Below are 17,128 nucleotides of genomic sequence, written 5' to 3'. Positions count from 1 at the left end.
ACATTCCTACACCCCTACACCCCTCATTGTTGTCCCAAATAAACTTCAACGACACGAGGATCATTTTGCACTTCCTCAAAATTACCTTCACAGAGTACCGAACCTTCATGTAAAACTGTGACTTTTTTAGCGATTTGTCGCACAAATTCCATATCATGTTCAATTACTAAAATGGAATGACTCTGCGCTAATGTTAAAAGTAACTCGCCAATATTATAAGTTTCTTCATCAGTTAAACCTGCAACTGGTTCATCTACAAGTAATAAATCTGGAGATTGTCCAACTAACATTCCAATTTCTAAGCGTTGCTTTTCTCCATGAGATAACAAAGCTGCGGGTATATCTGCTTTAGGAGTTAAGCCAATGGTTTCTAATAAACCTTTAATACTATTTTCTTCCGTAGGTTGAGAACGCCCAAATAATGTAGAAAAAACATTTTTATTCCGGTTGCTGGTAATTTCCAAATTTTCCCGTGGCGTGAGATTGAGATAAACTCTAGGTGTTTGGAATTTGCGCCCGATTCCCCGCCGCGCAATTTGATGTTCACGTAAAGAACGCAGGTTTTTGCCTTTGAATAAAACTCTGCCTATCGTTGGTTGGACTTTCCCTGTAATTACATCCAAAAATGTGGTTTTACCCGCACCATTAGGGCCAATTACTACTCGCAATTCTCCCACATCCATACTAAAATTTAGTTGGTTGAGAGCTTTAAAACCATCAAAGCTCACAGTAACATTTTCAGTTTCCAAGATTTTGGCGTTCATGTTGTACTTCTGGGTCTTCTTCCAAACTGGGATATGTAGAAATTTGTTGAGGGCGTTTGAGAAAAGGAATATTTTGACTACGCAACCATCCTACTAAGCCATCAGGAAGGACGGTCACAACAATTAAAAATAATGCACCTTGGAAAAATAGCCAGATTTCGGCAAATTGTTCACTCAAAAAAGCACGGGCATAATTAACTAATAAAGTTCCCAAAACTGCCCCGATTAATGTAGCACGTCCCCCCACAGCTACCCAAATCACCATTTCAATGGAAAAAGCAATATCCATTGCTCTAGGAGAGACAGAACCACTTTGCAGGGTGTAAAATGCTCCTGCAATACCAGCGATCGCACCAGAAACGGCAAAGACTAATGTTTTAAAATCTGTAGGGTCATAGCCAGAGAACCTTACACGACTTTCATCGTCTCGAATGGCAATTAACAGTCGTCCAAAGCGTCCGCTAGTCAACCAGCGACAAATCCCGTAGGTAGCAGCGAGAAACAAGACGGTGAGGGTGTAGAAAATAAATTTTGTTTTTGGGTCGCTGACAGTTGCACCAAACAAAGTTGTAAAATCTATTAGCCCATTTGTCCCATTAAAAAATTGCTGTTGACCGTTAAAAAAATTGAAAAATACGATAATTGCCGCTTGGGTCAAAATCGAAAAATAAACACCCTTAATCCGGTTGCGAAATACCAGATATCCTAACAACCCCGCCAGCAACCCTGGAATTACCACTACAGCCGCCACCGCTATGGGGAAAGAATAAAAAGGTCGCCAAAACCAAGGAAGTTCCGTCACACCATACAATCCCATAAAATCAGGTAACTCACCCTCTGGGATTTGTAACTTCAGGTACATAGCGATCGCATATCCACCCAACCCAAAGAAAATCCCGTGTCCTAAACTGAGTAAGCCAGTGTAACCCCAAATCAAATCAATCCCCAAAGCCACAATCGCCAGTGACAAAAAACGCCCCAACAAATTTAAGCGAAACTCTGACAACACCAATGGCATAATTAAAATCAGGACGAGAGCGATCGCCACCACCACCCCAACCTCAATTAATATCAACCGTCCTCCCTGCTTCATTCTCTGCGCCCTCCGCGTCTCTGCGTGAGATTAAAAAAATTAAACATCAACACTACGTCCCTTCTGCGGAAAAATCCCCGCCGGCTTCCACTGCAAAAATAAAATAATCAACACAAATACCATCACCTTTGCCATACTTGTGGTAGCAAAAAACGTCAAGAAATCTGCTAGAGGTTTAACAGGAGTTGATAACAAAGCTATAGTCCCAGAACCAATTAAAAAGTTAGCAGTCCCAATTCCCAAAGCAGCGACAATAGTACCGGCTAAGTTACCCACACCCCCAACAACCACCACCATGAAAGTATCGATAATATAATTTTGTCCGGTATTTGGCCCCACAGAACCAAGCAAACTAATCGCACACCCAGCCACACCCGCCAAACCAGAACCCAAAGCAAAGGTAATCGCATCAACTTTTTGCGTGGGGATACCCAAACAAGCACTCATACTCCGGTTTTGTGTCACAGCCCGAATTCTTAATCCCCAGCTAGAACGCTGTAAAAATAGATAAATTCCCCCCACACAAATTATTGTCAAAGCAATAATAAATAACCTGGCAAATGGTAACTGCACACCACCTAAAGATATACCAGTTTGTAACCAACTAGGCGCAGTCACATCAACATTTTGCGCCCCAAACCAAGGTTGAGTTACTGCTAGTCGATAAGTTTGACTTAATAAGTTACCTGTGGTGATTGTCACCCCCAAAGATAGCAAGAAAATCACCGCCACAACCCAATTACGAATTCTCTCTAAATTTGCGCGGGAATTTAAAACCCATAACCCCCCAAAAAACAACAGGGAAAACAAGCCCAAGCCAATTACTAAAACCCAATTCACACTACGAACAAACTGCTGGAAAATTAAACTTACGCCCCAAGTTGCTAGCAACGTTTCTAGAGGTCTTCCATAGAGGTGACGAATCACACCTCTTTCCAGAATTAATCCAATAAATGCAGTGAAAAAGAAAGCAATAATTAACGCCAGAAATATATAAATCTCAAACCAAAAACCGCCCAATTGTTTACAGCCATTCTGTACAACAAATGTTGTATAAGCCCCAAACATCATCAATTCGCCATGCGCCATATTAATCACTCCCATCAAGCCAAAAATAATGGCTAATCCCAAGGCGGCGATTAATAGCACAGAACCGATGCTAATACCATTAAATACAGCATCCAAAAAACCTGTTAACATTTTTATTCACCAGCTATAGGCTTATTTTCAATCAAGAGTCAAAAGTCCAAGGTCAATAGTCAAAAGTAACAATCTAGACTATTAACTAATGACTAATGACCATTGACAATTGACTAATTAAGCTTTTTTGTACTTACCACCCTTAGCTGGATCTGACCAATCGCAAGCAAATCCTTTAGTTTCCTTCACAAATTGATTCCAAGGAACCGGCTCAACTGGTGCAGGTGTAGCATAAACAATATCAAACAAACCATCATCTCTAACTTCACCAATCCGCACAACTTTAGATATGTGATGATTAGCATTGACTGTCACCTTTCCTTCAGGTGCATCTATGGTTTGACCATAAGCCGCCGCCCGCACTTTAGCTAAATCAGGACTACCCGCTTTTTCTACTGCTTGTTTCCACAAATACACAGCGATATATGCAGCTTCCATCGGGTCATTTGTTACCCGGTCTGCACCATATTCTTTTTTAAAAGCTTCAACAAATTTCTTATTAGCAGGAGTATCTACTGTTTGGAAATAATTCCAAGCAGCATAGTGACCTTTTAAATACTCAACACCGATTGCTTTAACTTCTTCTTCGGCAATACTTACAGACATAGAAGGGTATTTATCCGGTGTTAATCCAGCACCTTTCAACTGTTTGAAGAAAGCTACGTTACTATCACCATTTAAAGTGTTATAAATTACCCCACCATTGGGTAATGTTTGTTTAATTTTGGTGATAATTGGTGTAACTTCTGTATTACCTAATGGTAAATAATCTTCACCAACTGTTTTTCCACCTAAAGCTTCTAATTGGGCTTTGATAATAGTGTTAGCCGTCCGAGGGAAAACATAGTCTGAGCCGACTAAAAAGAATTCCTTACCCTTATTTTTTAACAACCAATCAACAGAAGGTTCAATTTGTTGATTTGGTGCTGCACCTGTGTAAAAAATGTTTTTAGAACACTCTTGACCTTCATACTGCACGGGATACCACAGCATATGGTCTTTACTTTCAAATACTGGCTTGACATTTTTGCGGCTAGCTGAAGTCCAACAACCAAAAACTACAGCTACTTTATCTTGATCAATCAATTTGGTGGCTTTTTCTCTAAAAGTATCCCAGTTAGAAGCACCATCCTCAACAATGGCTTCAATCTGCTTACCTAAAACACCACCAGCCGCGTTAATTTCTTTGATAGCTAATTTCTCAGCATCCACAACGCTTTTTTCACTGATAGACATTGTGCCACTGAGGGAGTGTAGAATACCTATCTTGATCGTGTTACCACCACTAGCAGCCACAGGAGAAGCATTCCCAGAGGTGCTTGGACTATTTGTAGCGTTCGGGGTGCTATTAGCGCAAGCCTTCAGTAAGATGCTGCTACCAATAGTTGCAGAGCCGTAAATTAAAAATCTGCGTCGGTTAATTCGTCTACTCATATCTTGGTTAAATTTCCCCTTGATGAATCAGCTAGCTCCCTGAGAGTTCACAAGGTCAAGCTTTAGATTGTGATATTAGTTTGATATTTAACCATCGAATTGTTATTTTTGATACTAAATTCTAATTCCTTTAAATAAAAATTAATCTAATTAACTAAAACTCAAAGTAATATTTATAACTGTGCAGATATTAAACGGTTGACCTAACAGGTATCTGAACTAGCGCTCCTCTATATGTCGTAGATTTAGGGTTGGGACAAGACAATTTTGTTACCAGTTAATCGTTTGTTTTACCATCTCAAGTATCCAATCAAGCTCCTTCGACAAGCCAAGTAGAGACACTAGGACAGTCAAATTACCCGTATTCTGCCAATGCTGTTTGTTCGGCTGCTTTCCTGTGGACTAATTATAAGGATGCGACATCATCGGCTCATTCTTTAATTACGGACTCATCATTGACATTCAACAGATTAATGGTATCCTCCTGCTCAAGTCGCGGGAAAAACTACTAAGCTGGTAAATAGCACATTATAAAAATTCCTGAATCGCATTCTCTAGCTGGTTCGGACACCTCATTGGCTCAATAACTGTAACTAAGATATGTTTGACGCATTAGCAGACCGTTTAGAATCCGCCTGGAAAAAGCTGCGCGGGCAAGATAAAATTTCTGAATCTAACATTCAAGATGCTTTGCGGGAAGTGCGCCGCGCCCTGTTGGAAGCAGATGTTAACCTCCAAGTAGTCAAAGATTTTATTAGCGAAGTTGAAGCCAAGGCGCAGGGAGCCGAAGTTATTAGCGGCGTGCGACCTGACCAGCAGTTCATCAAGATTGTTTACGATGAGCTAGTACAGGTAATGGGGGAAGAGAATGTTCCCCTGGCGGAAGTGGAACAAAAGCCCACAATTGTTTTGATGGCTGGTTTACAAGGTACTGGGAAAACCACAGCCACCGCCAAATTAGCTTTACATTTACGGAAATTAGAACGCAGTTGTTTGTTAGTAGCCACAGACGTATATCGTCCAGCCGCTATTGACCAGTTGCTCACACTAGGTAAACAAATTGACGTACCAGTATTTGAACTGGGAAGCGATGCAGACCCGGTAGAAATTGCCCGTCAAGGTGTGGAACGTGCCAAAGCAGAGGGCGTGAACACAGTCATCATTGATACAGCAGGTCGTCTGCAAATTGACGAAGACATGATGGCGGAATTAGCCAGGATAAAAGAAACAGTCCAACCCCACGAAACATTGTTGGTGGTGGATTCCATGACTGGTCAAGAAGCTGCTAACCTCACCCGTACCTTTCATGAGCAAATAGGTATTACTGGGGCAATTCTCACCAAAATGGATGGTGATAGCCGTGGTGGTGCGGCTTTATCGGTACGGCAAATTTCGGGAGCGCCGATTAAGTTTGTGGGTGTGGGGGAAAAGGTCGAAGCCCTACAACCATTTTACCCAGACCGCATGGCTTCCCGAATATTGGGTATGGGTGACGTGCTGACCTTGGTAGAAAAAGCCCAGGAAGAGTTTGACTTAGCTGATGCTGAGAAAATGCAGGAGAAAATCCTGTCAGCGAAGTTTGACTTTACCGACTTTGTCAAGCAACTGCGGATGTTGAAAAATATGGGATCGCTGGGGGGTCTTCTGAAGATGATTCCGGGGATGGGTAAACTCTCAGATGATCAGCTAAAGCAGGGAGAAACCCAACTCAAGCGGTGTGAGGCGATGATTAATTCCATGACCATCCAAGAACGCCGCGACCCTGATTTATTGGCAAGTTCCCCCAACCGACGGCGACGGATTGCTTCTGGCTCTGGTTATAAGGAAGCAGATGTGAATAAACTAGTGGCTGATTTCCAAAAAATGCGATCGCTCATGCAGCAAATGGGTCAAGGTAATTTCCCCGGAATGCCCGGAATGTTTGGCGGTGGCGGTGGTGGAATGGGTAATATGTTCGGTGGTGGCGGTAACCGTCCCGCAGCCCCCGGCTGGCGCGGCTACAATGGCGGCGGCGCAGGTACGAAAAAGAAAAAACCTAAAGACAAAAAGAAAAAAGGTTTTGGAAATCTGTAGCTAACTGTCAAAGATTAGGGTTTTGACTACGGACTATGGACTTTTGACTAACGACCAATAGCACTAAACCCTTAGCAAGTGTTAAAATTAGCATTTCCATCAAGGAAGTCCGGGATTTAAGATAGCCGCTTCCTTAATTATCCACAAACAGGAGAATGTTTCTTCAATCATGATCAAACTGCGCTTGAAACGATTCGGTAAAAAGCGGGAAGCGAGCTACCGTATTGTCGCTATGAATAACCTTTCTCGCCGCGACGGTCGCCCCTTGGAAGAACTGGGATATTACAATCCTAGAACTGATGAAGTGCGATTGGATGTTCCTGGTATCGTCAAGCGACTACAGCAAGGCGCTCAACCTACTGACACGGTACGTCGCATCTTACAAAAACAAAATGTCTTTGAACAGGTCAGTGCAAAACCCGCATCATAGTCTTACAGCTAACTCATTAACAGCTAGCCCAAATTACGTCGGGCTAGTCAAGTTCTTGATGCAGCCATTTTTAGAAGCTCCAGAGTCTTTAAGCGTCGATTGTGAAATTTCTCCAACCCTGAAACGGGCTTGGGTTCGCATCGCCTTTGAAAGTGCAGATAAAGGGAAAGTTTTTGGTCGGGGAGGTCGTAATATTCAGGCGATTCGCACAGTGATTTCTGCTGCGGCAGAACTTGCTGGACAATCAGTTTACCTGGACATTTACGGCAGCACCACTCCAGGCCGAGAAGGAATGTTTGTTGAGGAAGATCAACAAGAACGCACACCTTTGCCAATATCACGAGAAAGAAGCGGAAACGCCCCACCGCGACCGGTTGTTAAACCACGCACCCGTTAGCGCCCCTACACGGAATTCAAAATTCAAAAAGCTCTTCAGCAAGCTTTTCACATATTTTGAATGGTTAATTGATTTAACCTGTGCTGTACTAGGCTAACAATAGAGAAGAAGCCTGAGCGGTTTTAGTTAACTCCGCTCAGAAACTTCGATAAACTGAGGTAGTGGTTAAAAGATGTCAGCATCTTTTTGCAGCTACCTGTAAAATTTACCCACCGTATACAGTTAATGATGGTTATACACAACTGTGAGAATCTCTGCCAGGAGGTGAATCCAGGGAGTGGCTGAAGTCCGTTTGGGTGAGAATGAGTCTATTGACTCGGCAATTAGACGTTTTAAAAAGAAAATTCAAAAAGCCGGGATTTTATCAGAAGTCAAACGTCGGGAAAGATACGAAAAACCCAGTTTGCGCCGCAAGCGCAAAGCAGAAGCTGCACGCAAGGGTGGTCGCAACTAAATCAACGCGAGTTCGATAAATTCGGAATAACCCCTCTCCAAACCTCTCCCCGACGCGGAGAGAGGCTTAAAACCCTGATTCTTTGATACTCAGTTATAGGTTTTTAGCCTCTTCCCTTGTAGGGAAGGGGTTGGGGTTAGGTTCCGTCGAACTCACGTTAAATCAGAGCAAAGCCTTTGGTTAAGGTGGTGAACTTAATATTCCTTGGGTGAATTAAGGGTTTGTAGTGATTTTTTAGCGCAAACCTGGAAAAAGTGGAGACGTTATTGCGTCTCTACTTGATAAATATTTAAATAAAATGAAATATTTTATTATTAACAAATTATAGAAACGAATTTTCTCCTTGAATCTAGATAAAACCTTTATAGAATCTAGGATTAAATAAATATTTACTATAGAATAGTATAAAAATAAACCACTCTAAAATGAGATAAAAACATTAAAGCAAATCAAAAACAACTAACAACTGACACGCAAAGCGAGTCAAAATTACTGCTTAATATATTACAAAAATACTTATGGCAGATGCTTTCATAATTCAGCTGCCTAACATTCCCAGTGCGATCGCTCTTGCAGGTGACAGAGAAGAAAATTTCAAAATTCTCTCCCAGCAAACAGGAGCCACCTTAGTACTGCGTGGGCAAGAGTTACATATCTATGGTACAGAAACGCAAAGAGATTTAGCGACAAAATTAGTGCGATCGCTAGAAAGTATCTGGATTCAGGGCAACACTATCTCCAGTGCTGATATATTAACAGCTCGTCAAGCTGTAGATAATCACCGCGAATATGAACTACAAGAACTACAGCGAGATGTCCTAGCCAGAACCCGCCGGGGCGAAGAAGTCCGAGCTAAAACCTTCAGACAACGCCAGTATATCGAAGCCATCCGCAAACGTGACCTCACCTTCTGTATTGGCCCGGCGGGGACTGGTAAAACATATTTGGCCGTTGTCCTCGCCGTCCAAGCACTCCTCGCCAATCAGGTAGAAAAGCTAATTTTGACACGTCCGGCGGTAGAAGCTGGTGAAAGACTGGGGTTTTTACCAGGGGATTTGCAGCAGAAAATTAATCCCTATCTGCGTCCACTTTACGATGCAATTTACGAATTCATTGACCAAGAGAAAGTCCCCAATTTGATAGAACGGGGAATTATTGAAGTTGCACCCCTCGCCTATATGCGGGGACGCACCCTAAACCATGCTTTTGTGATTGTTGATGAAGCCCAAAATACCACACCCGCCCAAATGAAAATGGTTTTAACTCGTTTGGGTTTCCGTTCTCGCATGGTAATTACAGGCGACATCACACAAACTGATTTACCAATCAATCAACAATCAGGTTTGACAGTGGCTTTACAAGTTCTCAAACACGTTGAAGGTATTGCTGTTTGCGAATTTACCCAAAAAGATGTCGTGCGTCATCCTCTAGTTCAGCGCATTGTCAGCGCCTACGAACAGTATGAGAAATAGTCAATAGTCAATAGTCATTACTAAGGAATGGTAACGGGTATGAGTCATAGTCTGAAAGATTTTTTGGAAGCTTGTGAAGCACTGGGGACACTGCGGTTAATTGTTACTAGTAGCGCGGCTGTATTAGAAGCACGGGGAAAAATAGAAAAGCTATTCTATGCAGAATTAGCTAAAGGTAAATATGCCAATATGCACACAGAAGGCTTTGAATTTCACTTGAATATGGAAAAAATTACGCAAGTAAAATTTGAAACTGGTGAAGCCAAAAGAGGCAATTTCACAACCTACGCTATCCGTTTTTTAGATGAGAAACAAGAGTCAGCTTTAAGCTTATTCTTGCAATGGGGTAAACCTGGAGAATATGAACCAGGACAAGTAGAAGCTTGGCACGCTTTAAAAGAAAAGTACGGCGAAGTTTGGGAACCCTCACCAGTACAACTTTGATTACACATAACATAGCGTTTACCAACCTGCTGAGATACTGAGTACACCGCTAATAAAATTCACCAACCCTCCGCGCCCCTCTGCGTTTTCCAGCCTGCGCGTCTACTGCGCCCCTCCGCGTTTAAAAATATTATTTATGTACCTCCCTTAATTGGAAATCGCTATAAATAGATAATGCTGACAATAAAAGCTATTTGGAGTTTTTGCTTAATTATTTTCTTGTTACTGGGGTGGAATGGTGATGCAAATGCAGGTGAACTATCTGAACGCTTGGCACATTTCCCCCAGTGGAAAAAATTAACTTCTGTGCAGCCAGCAAAGGGGGATTTGGCTTACCCTAAATGGATGGCTGGAACTTGGGAAGTTAAGAGTACCTTGGTAGATTTAGCCGCACCTTTAGCACCGGATATTGTTACACCTGGTTTTGAAGGAAATCGTGAACAACTAAATCAGCCCGTCAGCTTTTTAGTACGATTTATAGAAGTACAACCCCCCACTATTGGCTTAAAATTCCTTCCTCAGATAGATGCTAAATCAACAATTGTGTTAGCCGATAGAGTCTTTAACAGTTTGAATTTAGCCAGGTCTTATTTAGGTGATGAAGCCGTGTTATCAGTCAAAGTAGACCCAGATTCACCTAATCGTCAGATTACATTTTTACGTGGTGAACGGCAATTAATTTCCATCGTTACGGCAAGGGCTACGGAAACTACAGCAGAGGGTAAATTTATTACTACAGAAGTTTTTCAACAATTGTTTAAAGGCGGTTCACTACCTTACTTAAATTCGGTCGAATCTACTACCGCCTACCATAAACTTTCAACATCATCCCCAGCAATTGAAGCAGATCAAGTTACGGCTGTCTACCTTTCACCCCAAGATCCAGATTATTTTACCGCAGGCGATCGCCCAGTGGCGCTTTATCGCTATCGCCTAGAATTTTTCCCTACGGCTAAATAATGCAAAACCTATTTAGATCAGAATTTACATTTTCTTTAGCCTTGACACGCCAGTAGGGTGCGTCAGTGTGATAGATCCTAACTATACTCAGAAATTATTCATACTGACGCACCCTACCAAACTAAAGCCAATTTTAGCCCACAAGTTATAAAGTATGTGTAGATCACAAATAATAGGTTGGGAGAAAAATCTGTATGGCAAGCTACCAAGAAACACTAACTAATGACGAATTTATAGATGAACTCATTGCACAGACAACCAGCATTAATCATGTGGAAGTCATTGAAAATGTCATTGACTCCCTAGAACAAGATGACAGCGCAATGGTAAGCCACACTCCAGAAGGTGGTTATCTGTGGAAGTTTAAATACGGCACAGTGGAAGTATTTGTGCAACTCACTGGCAAGAGTGATGAAGACACGATAACAGTTTGGTCAGCAGTACTCAAATTACCAGCGAAGAATGAACCAAAGTTGTTACGTCATTTGTTGGAGTTAAACTGCTCCAGTACTTTTGAAGCACGTTTTGGGATTATAGAGGATCAAGTAGTAGTTATTTCTACACGCACTCTTGCAGAATTATCTCCGGGGGAAGTTTCGCGGATCATTACTATTGTGGCAACGATCGCCGATAACAATGACGAAGCTTTACAATCAGAGTTTGGCGCAGCTTAAGCAATTTTAAATTTTAGATGGCTAGTAAGCAGGTTTGGCGACTGATTCCTTTATTAGAAGCTTCCGGTAGCGTACAAATGGCAATTGACCGTTGGCTACTAACACAACACCAATCTGGTAAGCATCCTTCTACCATAAGATTTTACACTTGGTCGCCACCCGCTATTTCCCTTGGGTATCATCAACGCCAATATCCAGAACATTGGCAAAACCTGATTTGGCAAAATCGAAAATTAGACTTGGTGCGTCGTCCTACAGGTGGTAGGGCAGTACTCCACCAAGGTGACTTAACTTATGCTGTGGTAACATCGGGACTAGGTGATAATCGCCTGGTGGCATACCAGAAGATTTGTGAGTTTTTAATCCAAGGATGGCGATCGCTCGGTTTTGCATTAAACTATGGTACAGCCGGACGTGGTTACATCCACAATCCCAACTGTTTTGGTACAGCTACAGGTGCAGATTTAGTCTTACCAACCGGAAGCAAACTCATAGGTAGCGCTCAGTTGCGACGCGGCGACGTAATTCTACAACATGGTTCTATCCGTCTCCAGCCAGATACAGAACTATTTGCACAGGTATTCGGTGTAGAAGATTTTAACCCTGTAAAATTTAACCTGAGTATAGATGATATTATCTCAGCTTTAATTACAGCAGCTAACAATTGTTTTGATATACAGCTTGAGTCGCAACCCCTCTCCCCCTCTGAGTGGGATGAAATCCAAGGGAAATTGCAACTACCGCAAAGACCTGATTAAGATATCTGCCCCCTGCTCCCTGCCCCCTGCCCCCTTAATTCCAATCCTGCTCATCTCTTTTACCACGACTCTTATAAATACCGCCTATTTGATGTATTTGGCGGGTTTTCTCGAATAGTTCCGCTTCGGTTAACCCCCATTGTTGCAAAACTTTATTCAGGTCGTTTTGGATGTCTCTTGCGCCAGGGAAGCCTTGATAGCGGATTTTGAGCCTAGCTAATTCGGCTAAATTATGGTCTGTCGCCTCTTGAGTTAGTAGAATATCTATAAAGGGGCGATCGCGGTTGTAGAGTGGATGTTGTTGGTCTTTACTTCCGTGGTTTTCAGTCATGGTTTATACCTTTAGGTAGAGTGTAAATTCCTTCAGCGTCTAGAGTTCAGATTCTTGCCATCGCACCATAATTAGTCATGACGGCAACTACACCTGAGCTAATACGGCTCTCACCACTGTCACCTATCCTTAGATAAAGATACATTGTCTTTAAGAAAGTACAAAAAAGTTTAACAAAAGGGTGAATTTTCTATCACCCAAAGTCCAAGCAGCAAGGGAGCAAGAACCCGCTATGTTTGAACACTTCACTTCCGAAGCCATCAAAGTTATTATGCTCGCTCAGGAGGAAGCACGTCGCCTGGGACACAATTTCGTAGGAACTGAGCAAATTCTCCTGGGTTTGATGGGAGAAGGAACTGGGGTTGCTGCCAAAGTGCTGACTGAGATGGGTGTGACTCTCAAAGACGCTCGTCGTGAGGTTGAAAAAATTATTGGTAGGGGTTCTGGGTTTGTACCACCAGAAATTCCTTTTACCCCGAAAGTGAAAAGCCTCTTCGAGCAATCCTTTAGAGAAGCTCATAATCTCGGAAATAACTACATCAACACAGAACATTTACTCTTAGGGTTAACAGAAGCCGGTGAAGGTGTCGCCGCTAAGGTTTTACAGAATCTTGGCGTTGACCTCAAGAGTGTCCGCTCTGCTGTCATCCGTCGCTTAGGCGAAGACCCAACCGTGGTTGTGGGTGGTGGTGGTTCCAGACGGAATCAAACACCGACGATAGAAGAGTTTGGCAGAAATCTGACGAAATTAGCTAAAGAAGGTAAACTCGACCCTGTAGTCGGTCGGCAAAAAGAAATTGAGCGTGCTGTGCAGATTCTCGGTCGTCGTACCAAGAATAACCCCGTGTTAATTGGTGAACCAGGGGTTGGTAAAACTGCGATCGCTGAAGGTTTAGCACAGCGTATTATTAACCAAGATGTCCCCGACATTTTGCAAGATAAACAAGTCATCAGCCTGGATATGGGTTCTCTGGTAGCGGGAACTCGCTTCCGGGGAGACTTTGAAGAACGCATCAAGAAAATCGTAGAAGAAGTCCGTTCTGCGGGTAATATCATCCTGGTGATAGATGAAATTCATACCCTAGTTGGTGCAGGGGGAACAGAAGGCGGCTTAGATGCAGCCAATATCCTCAAACCAGCCTTGGCCAGGGGTGAACTGCAATGTATCGGCGCTACCACATTAGATGAATATCGTCAACACATCGAACGCGATGCAGCCTTAGAGCGACGTTTCCAACCGATTATGGTCGGGGAGCCATCCGTAGCCGAAACCATTGATATCCTCTACGGTTTGCGCGGAGCCTATGAACAGCACCACAAAGTACATATTTCCGATGAAGCTGTGGTTGCAGCAGCGCAATTGGCTGATAGATATATTAGCGATCGCTTCCTGCCCGATAAAGCCATAGACTTAATTGATGAAGCTGGCTCTCGTGTGCGCTTGCGGAACTCGCAAATTTCCCCTAACAAGGAACTCAAGCGTCAACTGGCTGACATCACCAAAAACAAAAACGAAGCGGTGAGAGTCCAAGACTTCGATAAAGCCGCAAAACTCCGTGACGAAGAAATTACCCTAGAAACAGAACTGCAAGCAGCCACCACTGGCCAAACCATCAAACCAGTGGTGGATGAAGAAGATATTGCCCAAATTGTCGCCTCTTGGACTGGTGTCCCAGTCAACAAGCTGACAGAATCTGAATCAGAGTTGCTTCTGCACCTAGAAGATACTCTCCACAAACGGTTAATTGGTCAAGAGCAAGCAGTTACATCTGTTTCTCGCGCCATTCGTCGCGCCAGAGTCGGGTTAAAGAGTCCCAATCGTCCCATTGCTAGTTTTATCTTCTCCGGGCCTACCGGAGTAGGGAAAACCGAACTAGCCAAAGCATTAGCAGCTTACTTCTTCGGCGCGGAAGATGCCATGATTCGGCTTGATATGTCCGAATACATGGAAAGCCACACCGTCTCTAAACTCATCGGCTCTCCTCCTGGTTACGTCGGCTACGACGAAGGCGGACAACTTACCGAAGCCGTGCGGCGCAGACCATACACAGTGTTGCTGTTCGACGAAATCGAAAAAGCGCACCCCGATGTATTCAATATGCTGCTGCAAATTTTAGATGACGGACACATCACCGATGCCAAAGGTCGGAAAGTGGACTTCAAGAACACCTTGATTATCCTGACTTCCAACATCGGTTCTAAAGTGATTGAAAAAGGTGGCGGCGGTTTAGGCTTTGAATTTGACAACCAAGCCGAAGCTAGTTACAACCGCATCCGCAACTTAGTCAACGAAGAACTGAAAAATTACTTCCGTCCTGAGTTCCTCAACCGACTTGATGAAGTCATCGTCTTCACTCAACTGTCGAGAGATGAAGTCAAGCAAATCGCTGATATCATGCTGCGTGATGTCGCCAGCCGCCTAACCGAGAAGGGAATTACCTTAGAAGTTACCGAACGGTTCAAAGAACTAGTAGTAACAGAAGGTTATAACCCCAGCTACGGTGCTAGACCATTACGCCGTGCAATCATGCGCCTCCTAGAAGACTCCTTAGCAGAAGTGTTGCTGTCTGGAGAAATCACCGAGGGAGACACAGCCATTGCTGATGTTAACGATGATGGCCAAGTACAGATACACAAGTCAGAAGAAAGAGAGTTACTCTTGGCAAATGTTGGTTAATTTTATCATCTGTGAGAGTGGCAATACCTGAAAACCATAGGTTGTTTGCCGCCAAAATTCAGGTTAAAAGCTAGAGAAAATTTCCACCCTGGTAGAAATACCAGGGTATTTTCTTATCAACACAATGGGAGTTGAAAGGACGAAAAATAATCTGATACCAATGGGGAAAAAGAATGCGACAAATAAATCATCCGTAGAGACGCGATTCATCGCGTCTTAACTTCACCCAAGGACTTGTTGCTTTACGGTTAGTAGGGTGCGTCAGTATGAATAATTTCTTGGTACAGATGGATTTTCTCACACTGACGCACCCTACCTACTTGGATATTTTTTATTTATTCCACTGAAGACGTACCGAAGCGGTAGCCTTTACCGTAGACTGTGTGGATTAAGGGAAGTTCTTTGCCTACCTCGATTTTACGGCGTAGCAATCTGATTAATGCGGCGATAACATTACTATTTGGTGGTTCGTTATCTTCCCACAGATGTTGCAGAATTTGGGCGTGAGTTAATAGTTGTCCTGTGTGTTCCATAAAGTATTGCAGCAGTTGGCTTTCTTTCTGTGATAGTTCAATAACTCGTCCTTGACGGTAGGCGACTTGATTTTCACAGTCCAGTTCCAGGTCAGCTACAGTTAATCTACCTGGTGTAGCTTCATAGGTTTGGGAACTAGAACGCCGCAATAAAGCACGGACTCTAGCCAATAACTCTCGCAGTTCAAAGGGTTTGACTAAATAGTCATCAGCACCAGCATCTAAACCTTGTACGCGGTCATCTAAAGTATCTTTGGCGGTGAGGAAAAGAACGGGTGTAATTTTTCCTTGGCGACGTAGTTCTTGGCATATCTCCAAGCCTGTTTTCCCTGGTAGCATCCAGTCTAAAATCAGTAGGTCATAATTACCTACTGTCGCCATTTCACTACCACTTTTCCCCTCATAAGCTGCTTCTACGGTGTAACCTTCACGAGTTAACACACGGCTTAAGGGGACAGTGAGTTCTACTTCATCATCAACCAATAAAATTCTCATGCTGCTTGAGGTAAGCATTAGAGATATTCTCAATATTAATGAACTGCTAAGACAAGGACACGATAAAGTGTCTCTAGCCAAGGATACCAAGAAAACGAATGTTAACTGTTGCGTTGCCGAAAGGGGAACTACTCAAAAATAGCATCCGCCTACTGCAATCTGTAGGATTGGATTTTAGTGCTTTTTTAGACTCAGGAAATCGTCAGTTGCAAATTACTGATGCTAGTGGAAAGGCGAAAGGACTACTGGTTAGAGGGCAGGATGTACCTGTTTATGTAGAGTATGGACAAGCCCAAATTGGTATTATTGGTTACGATGTCCTCAGGGAAAAACAGCCACAAGTTGCTCATTTAGTTGATTTACAGTTTGGCTATTGTCGGATGTCGGTGGCGGTGAAAGCATCTAGTCCCTACAAATCACCACTAGATTTACCTGCTCACAGTCGTGTTGCTTCTAAATATGTCAATTCGGCCCGTGAGTTCTTTCAAGGTTTGGATTTGCCTGTGGAAATTGTCCCGCTTTACGGTTCTGTGGAACTAGGGCCGATTACGGGAATGTCTGAGGCTATTGTCGATATAGTTTCTACAGGCCGGACTTTAAAAGAAAATGGTTTGGTGGAAATTACAACTTTATATGAAAGTACGGCGCGGTTAATTGCTCATCCCCTTAGTTATCGTTTGAATACAGGGAATTTACATCAATTAGTTGAGCAATTACGAGAGGGTGTTTTGACTAAAGTTTAAATTAGTTCTGCCAGTTGTTAGTAGTCAGTTGTCACTGGTAGAAGGTGCAACTGATTATATACATTCAACAAAAATTTCTCTACGGCAGCATTTTCTTGTAGATATAAATCTTTAACAATTATTTTTAAGTTAATTTTTTAAAAAACTTTGTCTAAACTATAAAGTAGTTCGACTTTTTATTTCTGAAACAAGTTTT

17 protein-coding genes are annotated in these 17,128 nt (G+C 42.9%); 11 read left to right on the top strand and 6 right to left on the bottom strand.

Annotation, left to right across the window (positions count from 1 at the left end):
- Window positions 1-23: 23 nt before the first annotated feature.
- The 4 genes from urtD to urtA form a co-directional block, all read right to left on the bottom strand.
- Window positions 24-764 carry an urea ABC transporter ATP-binding protein UrtD gene (urtD, locus tag ACM5QX_RS19415; protein WP_414754990.1) on the bottom strand — a complete coding sequence of 247 codons (741 nt, stop codon included), beginning with the start codon at window positions 762-764 and terminating at the stop codon, window positions 24-26.
- A complete protein-coding gene (urtC, locus tag ACM5QX_RS19410; protein WP_414754989.1) occupies window positions 739-1,857 on the bottom strand; it encodes an urea ABC transporter permease subunit UrtC in 1,119 nt (372 codons plus the stop codon). The genes urtD and urtC overlap by 26 nt, the downstream gene beginning before the upstream one ends.
- A 39-nt stretch (window positions 1,858-1,896) precedes the next feature.
- Window positions 1,897-3,057, bottom strand: a complete 1,161-nt coding sequence (locus ACM5QX_RS19405; RefSeq protein ID WP_414754988.1) for an ABC transporter permease — start codon at window positions 3,055-3,057, stop codon at window positions 1,897-1,899.
- Between the two features lie 117 nt (window positions 3,058-3,174).
- Window positions 3,175-4,491, bottom strand: coding sequence for an urea ABC transporter substrate-binding protein (gene urtA / locus ACM5QX_RS19400; RefSeq protein WP_414754987.1), 1,317 nt, complete (start codon window positions 4,489-4,491; stop codon window positions 3,175-3,177).
- 600 nt (window positions 4,492-5,091) lie between these two features.
- Here urtA and ffh point away from each other — a divergent pair.
- The 9 genes from ffh to ACM5QX_RS19355 all read left to right on the top strand — a co-directional run bounded on the left by ffh (window position 5,092) and on the right by ACM5QX_RS19355 (window position 12,153).
- Window positions 5,092-6,564 carry a signal recognition particle protein gene (gene ffh, locus ACM5QX_RS19395; protein ID WP_011321035.1) on the top strand — a complete coding sequence of 491 codons (1,473 nt, stop codon included), beginning with the start codon at window positions 5,092-5,094 and terminating at the stop codon, window positions 6,562-6,564.
- A gap of 169 nt (window positions 6,565-6,733) precedes the next feature.
- Entirely contained in the window at window positions 6,734-6,994 is a 261-nt protein-coding gene (gene rpsP, locus ACM5QX_RS19390) for a 30S ribosomal protein S16 (RefSeq protein WP_010996117.1), read from the top strand.
- Complete coding sequence (locus ACM5QX_RS19385; RefSeq protein ID WP_041456406.1) at window positions 6,957-7,391, top strand: KH domain-containing protein; 435 nt, start codon at window positions 6,957-6,959, stop codon at window positions 7,389-7,391. The genes rpsP and ACM5QX_RS19385 overlap by 38 nt, the downstream gene beginning before the upstream one ends.
- Before the next feature lie 277 nt (window positions 7,392-7,668).
- Window positions 7,669-7,845 carry a 30S ribosomal protein S21 gene (gene rpsU / locus ACM5QX_RS19380; protein WP_011321033.1) on the top strand — a complete coding sequence of 59 codons (177 nt, stop codon included), beginning with the start codon at window positions 7,669-7,671 and terminating at the stop codon, window positions 7,843-7,845.
- Window positions 7,846-8,363: 518 nt separating this feature from the next.
- Window positions 8,364-9,317 (top strand): PhoH family protein, encoded by a 954-nt coding sequence (locus ACM5QX_RS19375; protein WP_414754986.1) that lies wholly within the window; start codon window positions 8,364-8,366, stop codon window positions 9,315-9,317.
- A 39-nt stretch (window positions 9,318-9,356) separates the two neighbouring features.
- Entirely contained in the window at window positions 9,357-9,761 is a 405-nt protein-coding gene (locus ACM5QX_RS19370) for a ChuX/HutX family heme-like substrate-binding protein (protein WP_414754985.1), read from the top strand.
- Window positions 9,762-9,935: 174 nt separating this feature from the next.
- A complete protein-coding gene (locus tag ACM5QX_RS19365; protein WP_414754984.1) occupies window positions 9,936-10,721 on the top strand; it encodes a DUF6816 family protein in 786 nt (261 codons plus the stop codon).
- A 194-nt stretch (window positions 10,722-10,915) separates the two neighbouring features.
- Window positions 10,916-11,395: a YbjN domain-containing protein gene (locus ACM5QX_RS19360; RefSeq protein WP_011321029.1), complete on the top strand. Its 480-nt coding sequence runs from the start codon at window positions 10,916-10,918 to the stop codon at window positions 11,393-11,395.
- 17 nt (window positions 11,396-11,412) lie between these two features.
- Window positions 11,413-12,153 carry a biotin/lipoate A/B protein ligase family protein gene (locus ACM5QX_RS19355; RefSeq protein ID WP_414754983.1) on the top strand — a complete coding sequence of 247 codons (741 nt, stop codon included), beginning with the start codon at window positions 11,413-11,415 and terminating at the stop codon, window positions 12,151-12,153.
- Window positions 12,154-12,187: 34 nt separating this feature from the next.
- Here the strand turns inward: ACM5QX_RS19355 and ACM5QX_RS19350 are convergent, their stop codons facing one another.
- Window positions 12,188-12,484, bottom strand: coding sequence for a DUF3288 family protein (locus tag ACM5QX_RS19350; protein WP_011321027.1), 297 nt, complete (start codon window positions 12,482-12,484; stop codon window positions 12,188-12,190).
- Window positions 12,485-12,716: 232 nt separating this feature from the next.
- Between ACM5QX_RS19350 and ACM5QX_RS19345 the strand changes: the two genes are divergently transcribed.
- A complete protein-coding gene (locus ACM5QX_RS19345) occupies window positions 12,717-15,161 on the top strand; it encodes an ATP-dependent Clp protease ATP-binding subunit (protein ID WP_414755038.1) in 2,445 nt (814 codons plus the stop codon).
- 335 nt (window positions 15,162-15,496) lie between these two features.
- Here the strand turns inward: ACM5QX_RS19345 and rppA are convergent, their stop codons facing one another.
- Entirely contained in the window at window positions 15,497-16,189 is a 693-nt protein-coding gene (rppA, locus tag ACM5QX_RS19340) for a two-component system response regulator RppA (protein WP_414755037.1), read from the bottom strand.
- A 98-nt stretch (window positions 16,190-16,287) separates the two neighbouring features.
- Between rppA and hisG the strand changes: the two genes are divergently transcribed.
- The gene (gene hisG / locus ACM5QX_RS19335) at window positions 16,288-16,932 is read left to right on the top strand and encodes an ATP phosphoribosyltransferase (RefSeq protein WP_414754982.1); all 645 of its coding nucleotides are present in this window, start codon (window positions 16,288-16,290) and stop codon (window positions 16,930-16,932) included.
- Window positions 16,933-17,128: the final 196 nt, after the last annotated feature.

It is taken from the genome of Anabaena sp. CCY 9910 (assembly GCF_963920875.1).
GTDB lineage: Bacteria > Cyanobacteriota > Cyanobacteriia > Cyanobacteriales > Nostocaceae > Trichormus > Trichormus variabilis.
The sequence above is the reverse complement of the archived record's forward strand: the minus strand, read 5'-3'. Positions and strand labels throughout refer to the sequence as shown.

What these genes read in the sequence shown, in the direction of transcription:
- urtD (WP_414754990.1), bottom strand. Translation starts at nt 764, where the DNA reads ATGAACGCCAAAATCTTGGAAACTGAAAATGTTACTGTGAGCTTTGAT.
- urtC (WP_414754989.1), bottom strand. Translation starts at nt 1,857, where the DNA reads ATGAAGCAGGGAGGACGGTTGATATTAATTGAGGTTGGGGTGGTGGTG.
- ACM5QX_RS19405 (WP_414754988.1), bottom strand. Translation starts at nt 3,057, where the DNA reads ATGTTAACAGGTTTTTTGGATGCTGTATTTAATGGTATTAGCATCGGT.
- urtA (WP_414754987.1), bottom strand. Translation starts at nt 4,491, where the DNA reads ATGAGTAGACGAATTAACCGACGCAGATTTTTAATTTACGGCTCTGCA.
- ffh (WP_011321035.1), top strand. Translation starts at nt 5,092, where the DNA reads ATGTTTGACGCATTAGCAGACCGTTTAGAATCCGCCTGGAAAAAGCTG.
- rpsP (WP_010996117.1), top strand. Translation starts at nt 6,734, where the DNA reads ATGATCAAACTGCGCTTGAAACGATTCGGTAAAAAGCGGGAAGCGAGC.
- ACM5QX_RS19385 (WP_041456406.1), top strand. Translation starts at nt 6,957, where the DNA reads ATGTCTTTGAACAGGTCAGTGCAAAACCCGCATCATAGTCTTACAGCT.
- ACM5QX_RS19375 (WP_414754986.1), top strand. Translation starts at nt 8,364, where the DNA reads ATGGCAGATGCTTTCATAATTCAGCTGCCTAACATTCCCAGTGCGATC.
- ACM5QX_RS19370 (WP_414754985.1), top strand. Translation starts at nt 9,357, where the DNA reads ATGAGTCATAGTCTGAAAGATTTTTTGGAAGCTTGTGAAGCACTGGGG.
- ACM5QX_RS19365 (WP_414754984.1), top strand. Translation starts at nt 9,936, where the DNA reads ATGCTGACAATAAAAGCTATTTGGAGTTTTTGCTTAATTATTTTCTTG.
- ACM5QX_RS19360 (WP_011321029.1), top strand. Translation starts at nt 10,916, where the DNA reads ATGGCAAGCTACCAAGAAACACTAACTAATGACGAATTTATAGATGAA.
- ACM5QX_RS19355 (WP_414754983.1), top strand. Translation starts at nt 11,413, where the DNA reads ATGGCTAGTAAGCAGGTTTGGCGACTGATTCCTTTATTAGAAGCTTCC.
- ACM5QX_RS19350 (WP_011321027.1), bottom strand. Translation starts at nt 12,484, where the DNA reads ATGACTGAAAACCACGGAAGTAAAGACCAACAACATCCACTCTACAAC.
- ACM5QX_RS19345 (WP_414755038.1), top strand. Translation starts at nt 12,717, where the DNA reads ATGTTTGAACACTTCACTTCCGAAGCCATCAAAGTTATTATGCTCGCT.
- rppA (WP_414755037.1), bottom strand. Translation starts at nt 16,189, where the DNA reads ATGAGAATTTTATTGGTTGATGATGAAGTAGAACTCACTGTCCCCTTA.
- hisG (WP_414754982.1), top strand. Translation starts at nt 16,288, where the DNA reads ATGTTAACTGTTGCGTTGCCGAAAGGGGAACTACTCAAAAATAGCATC.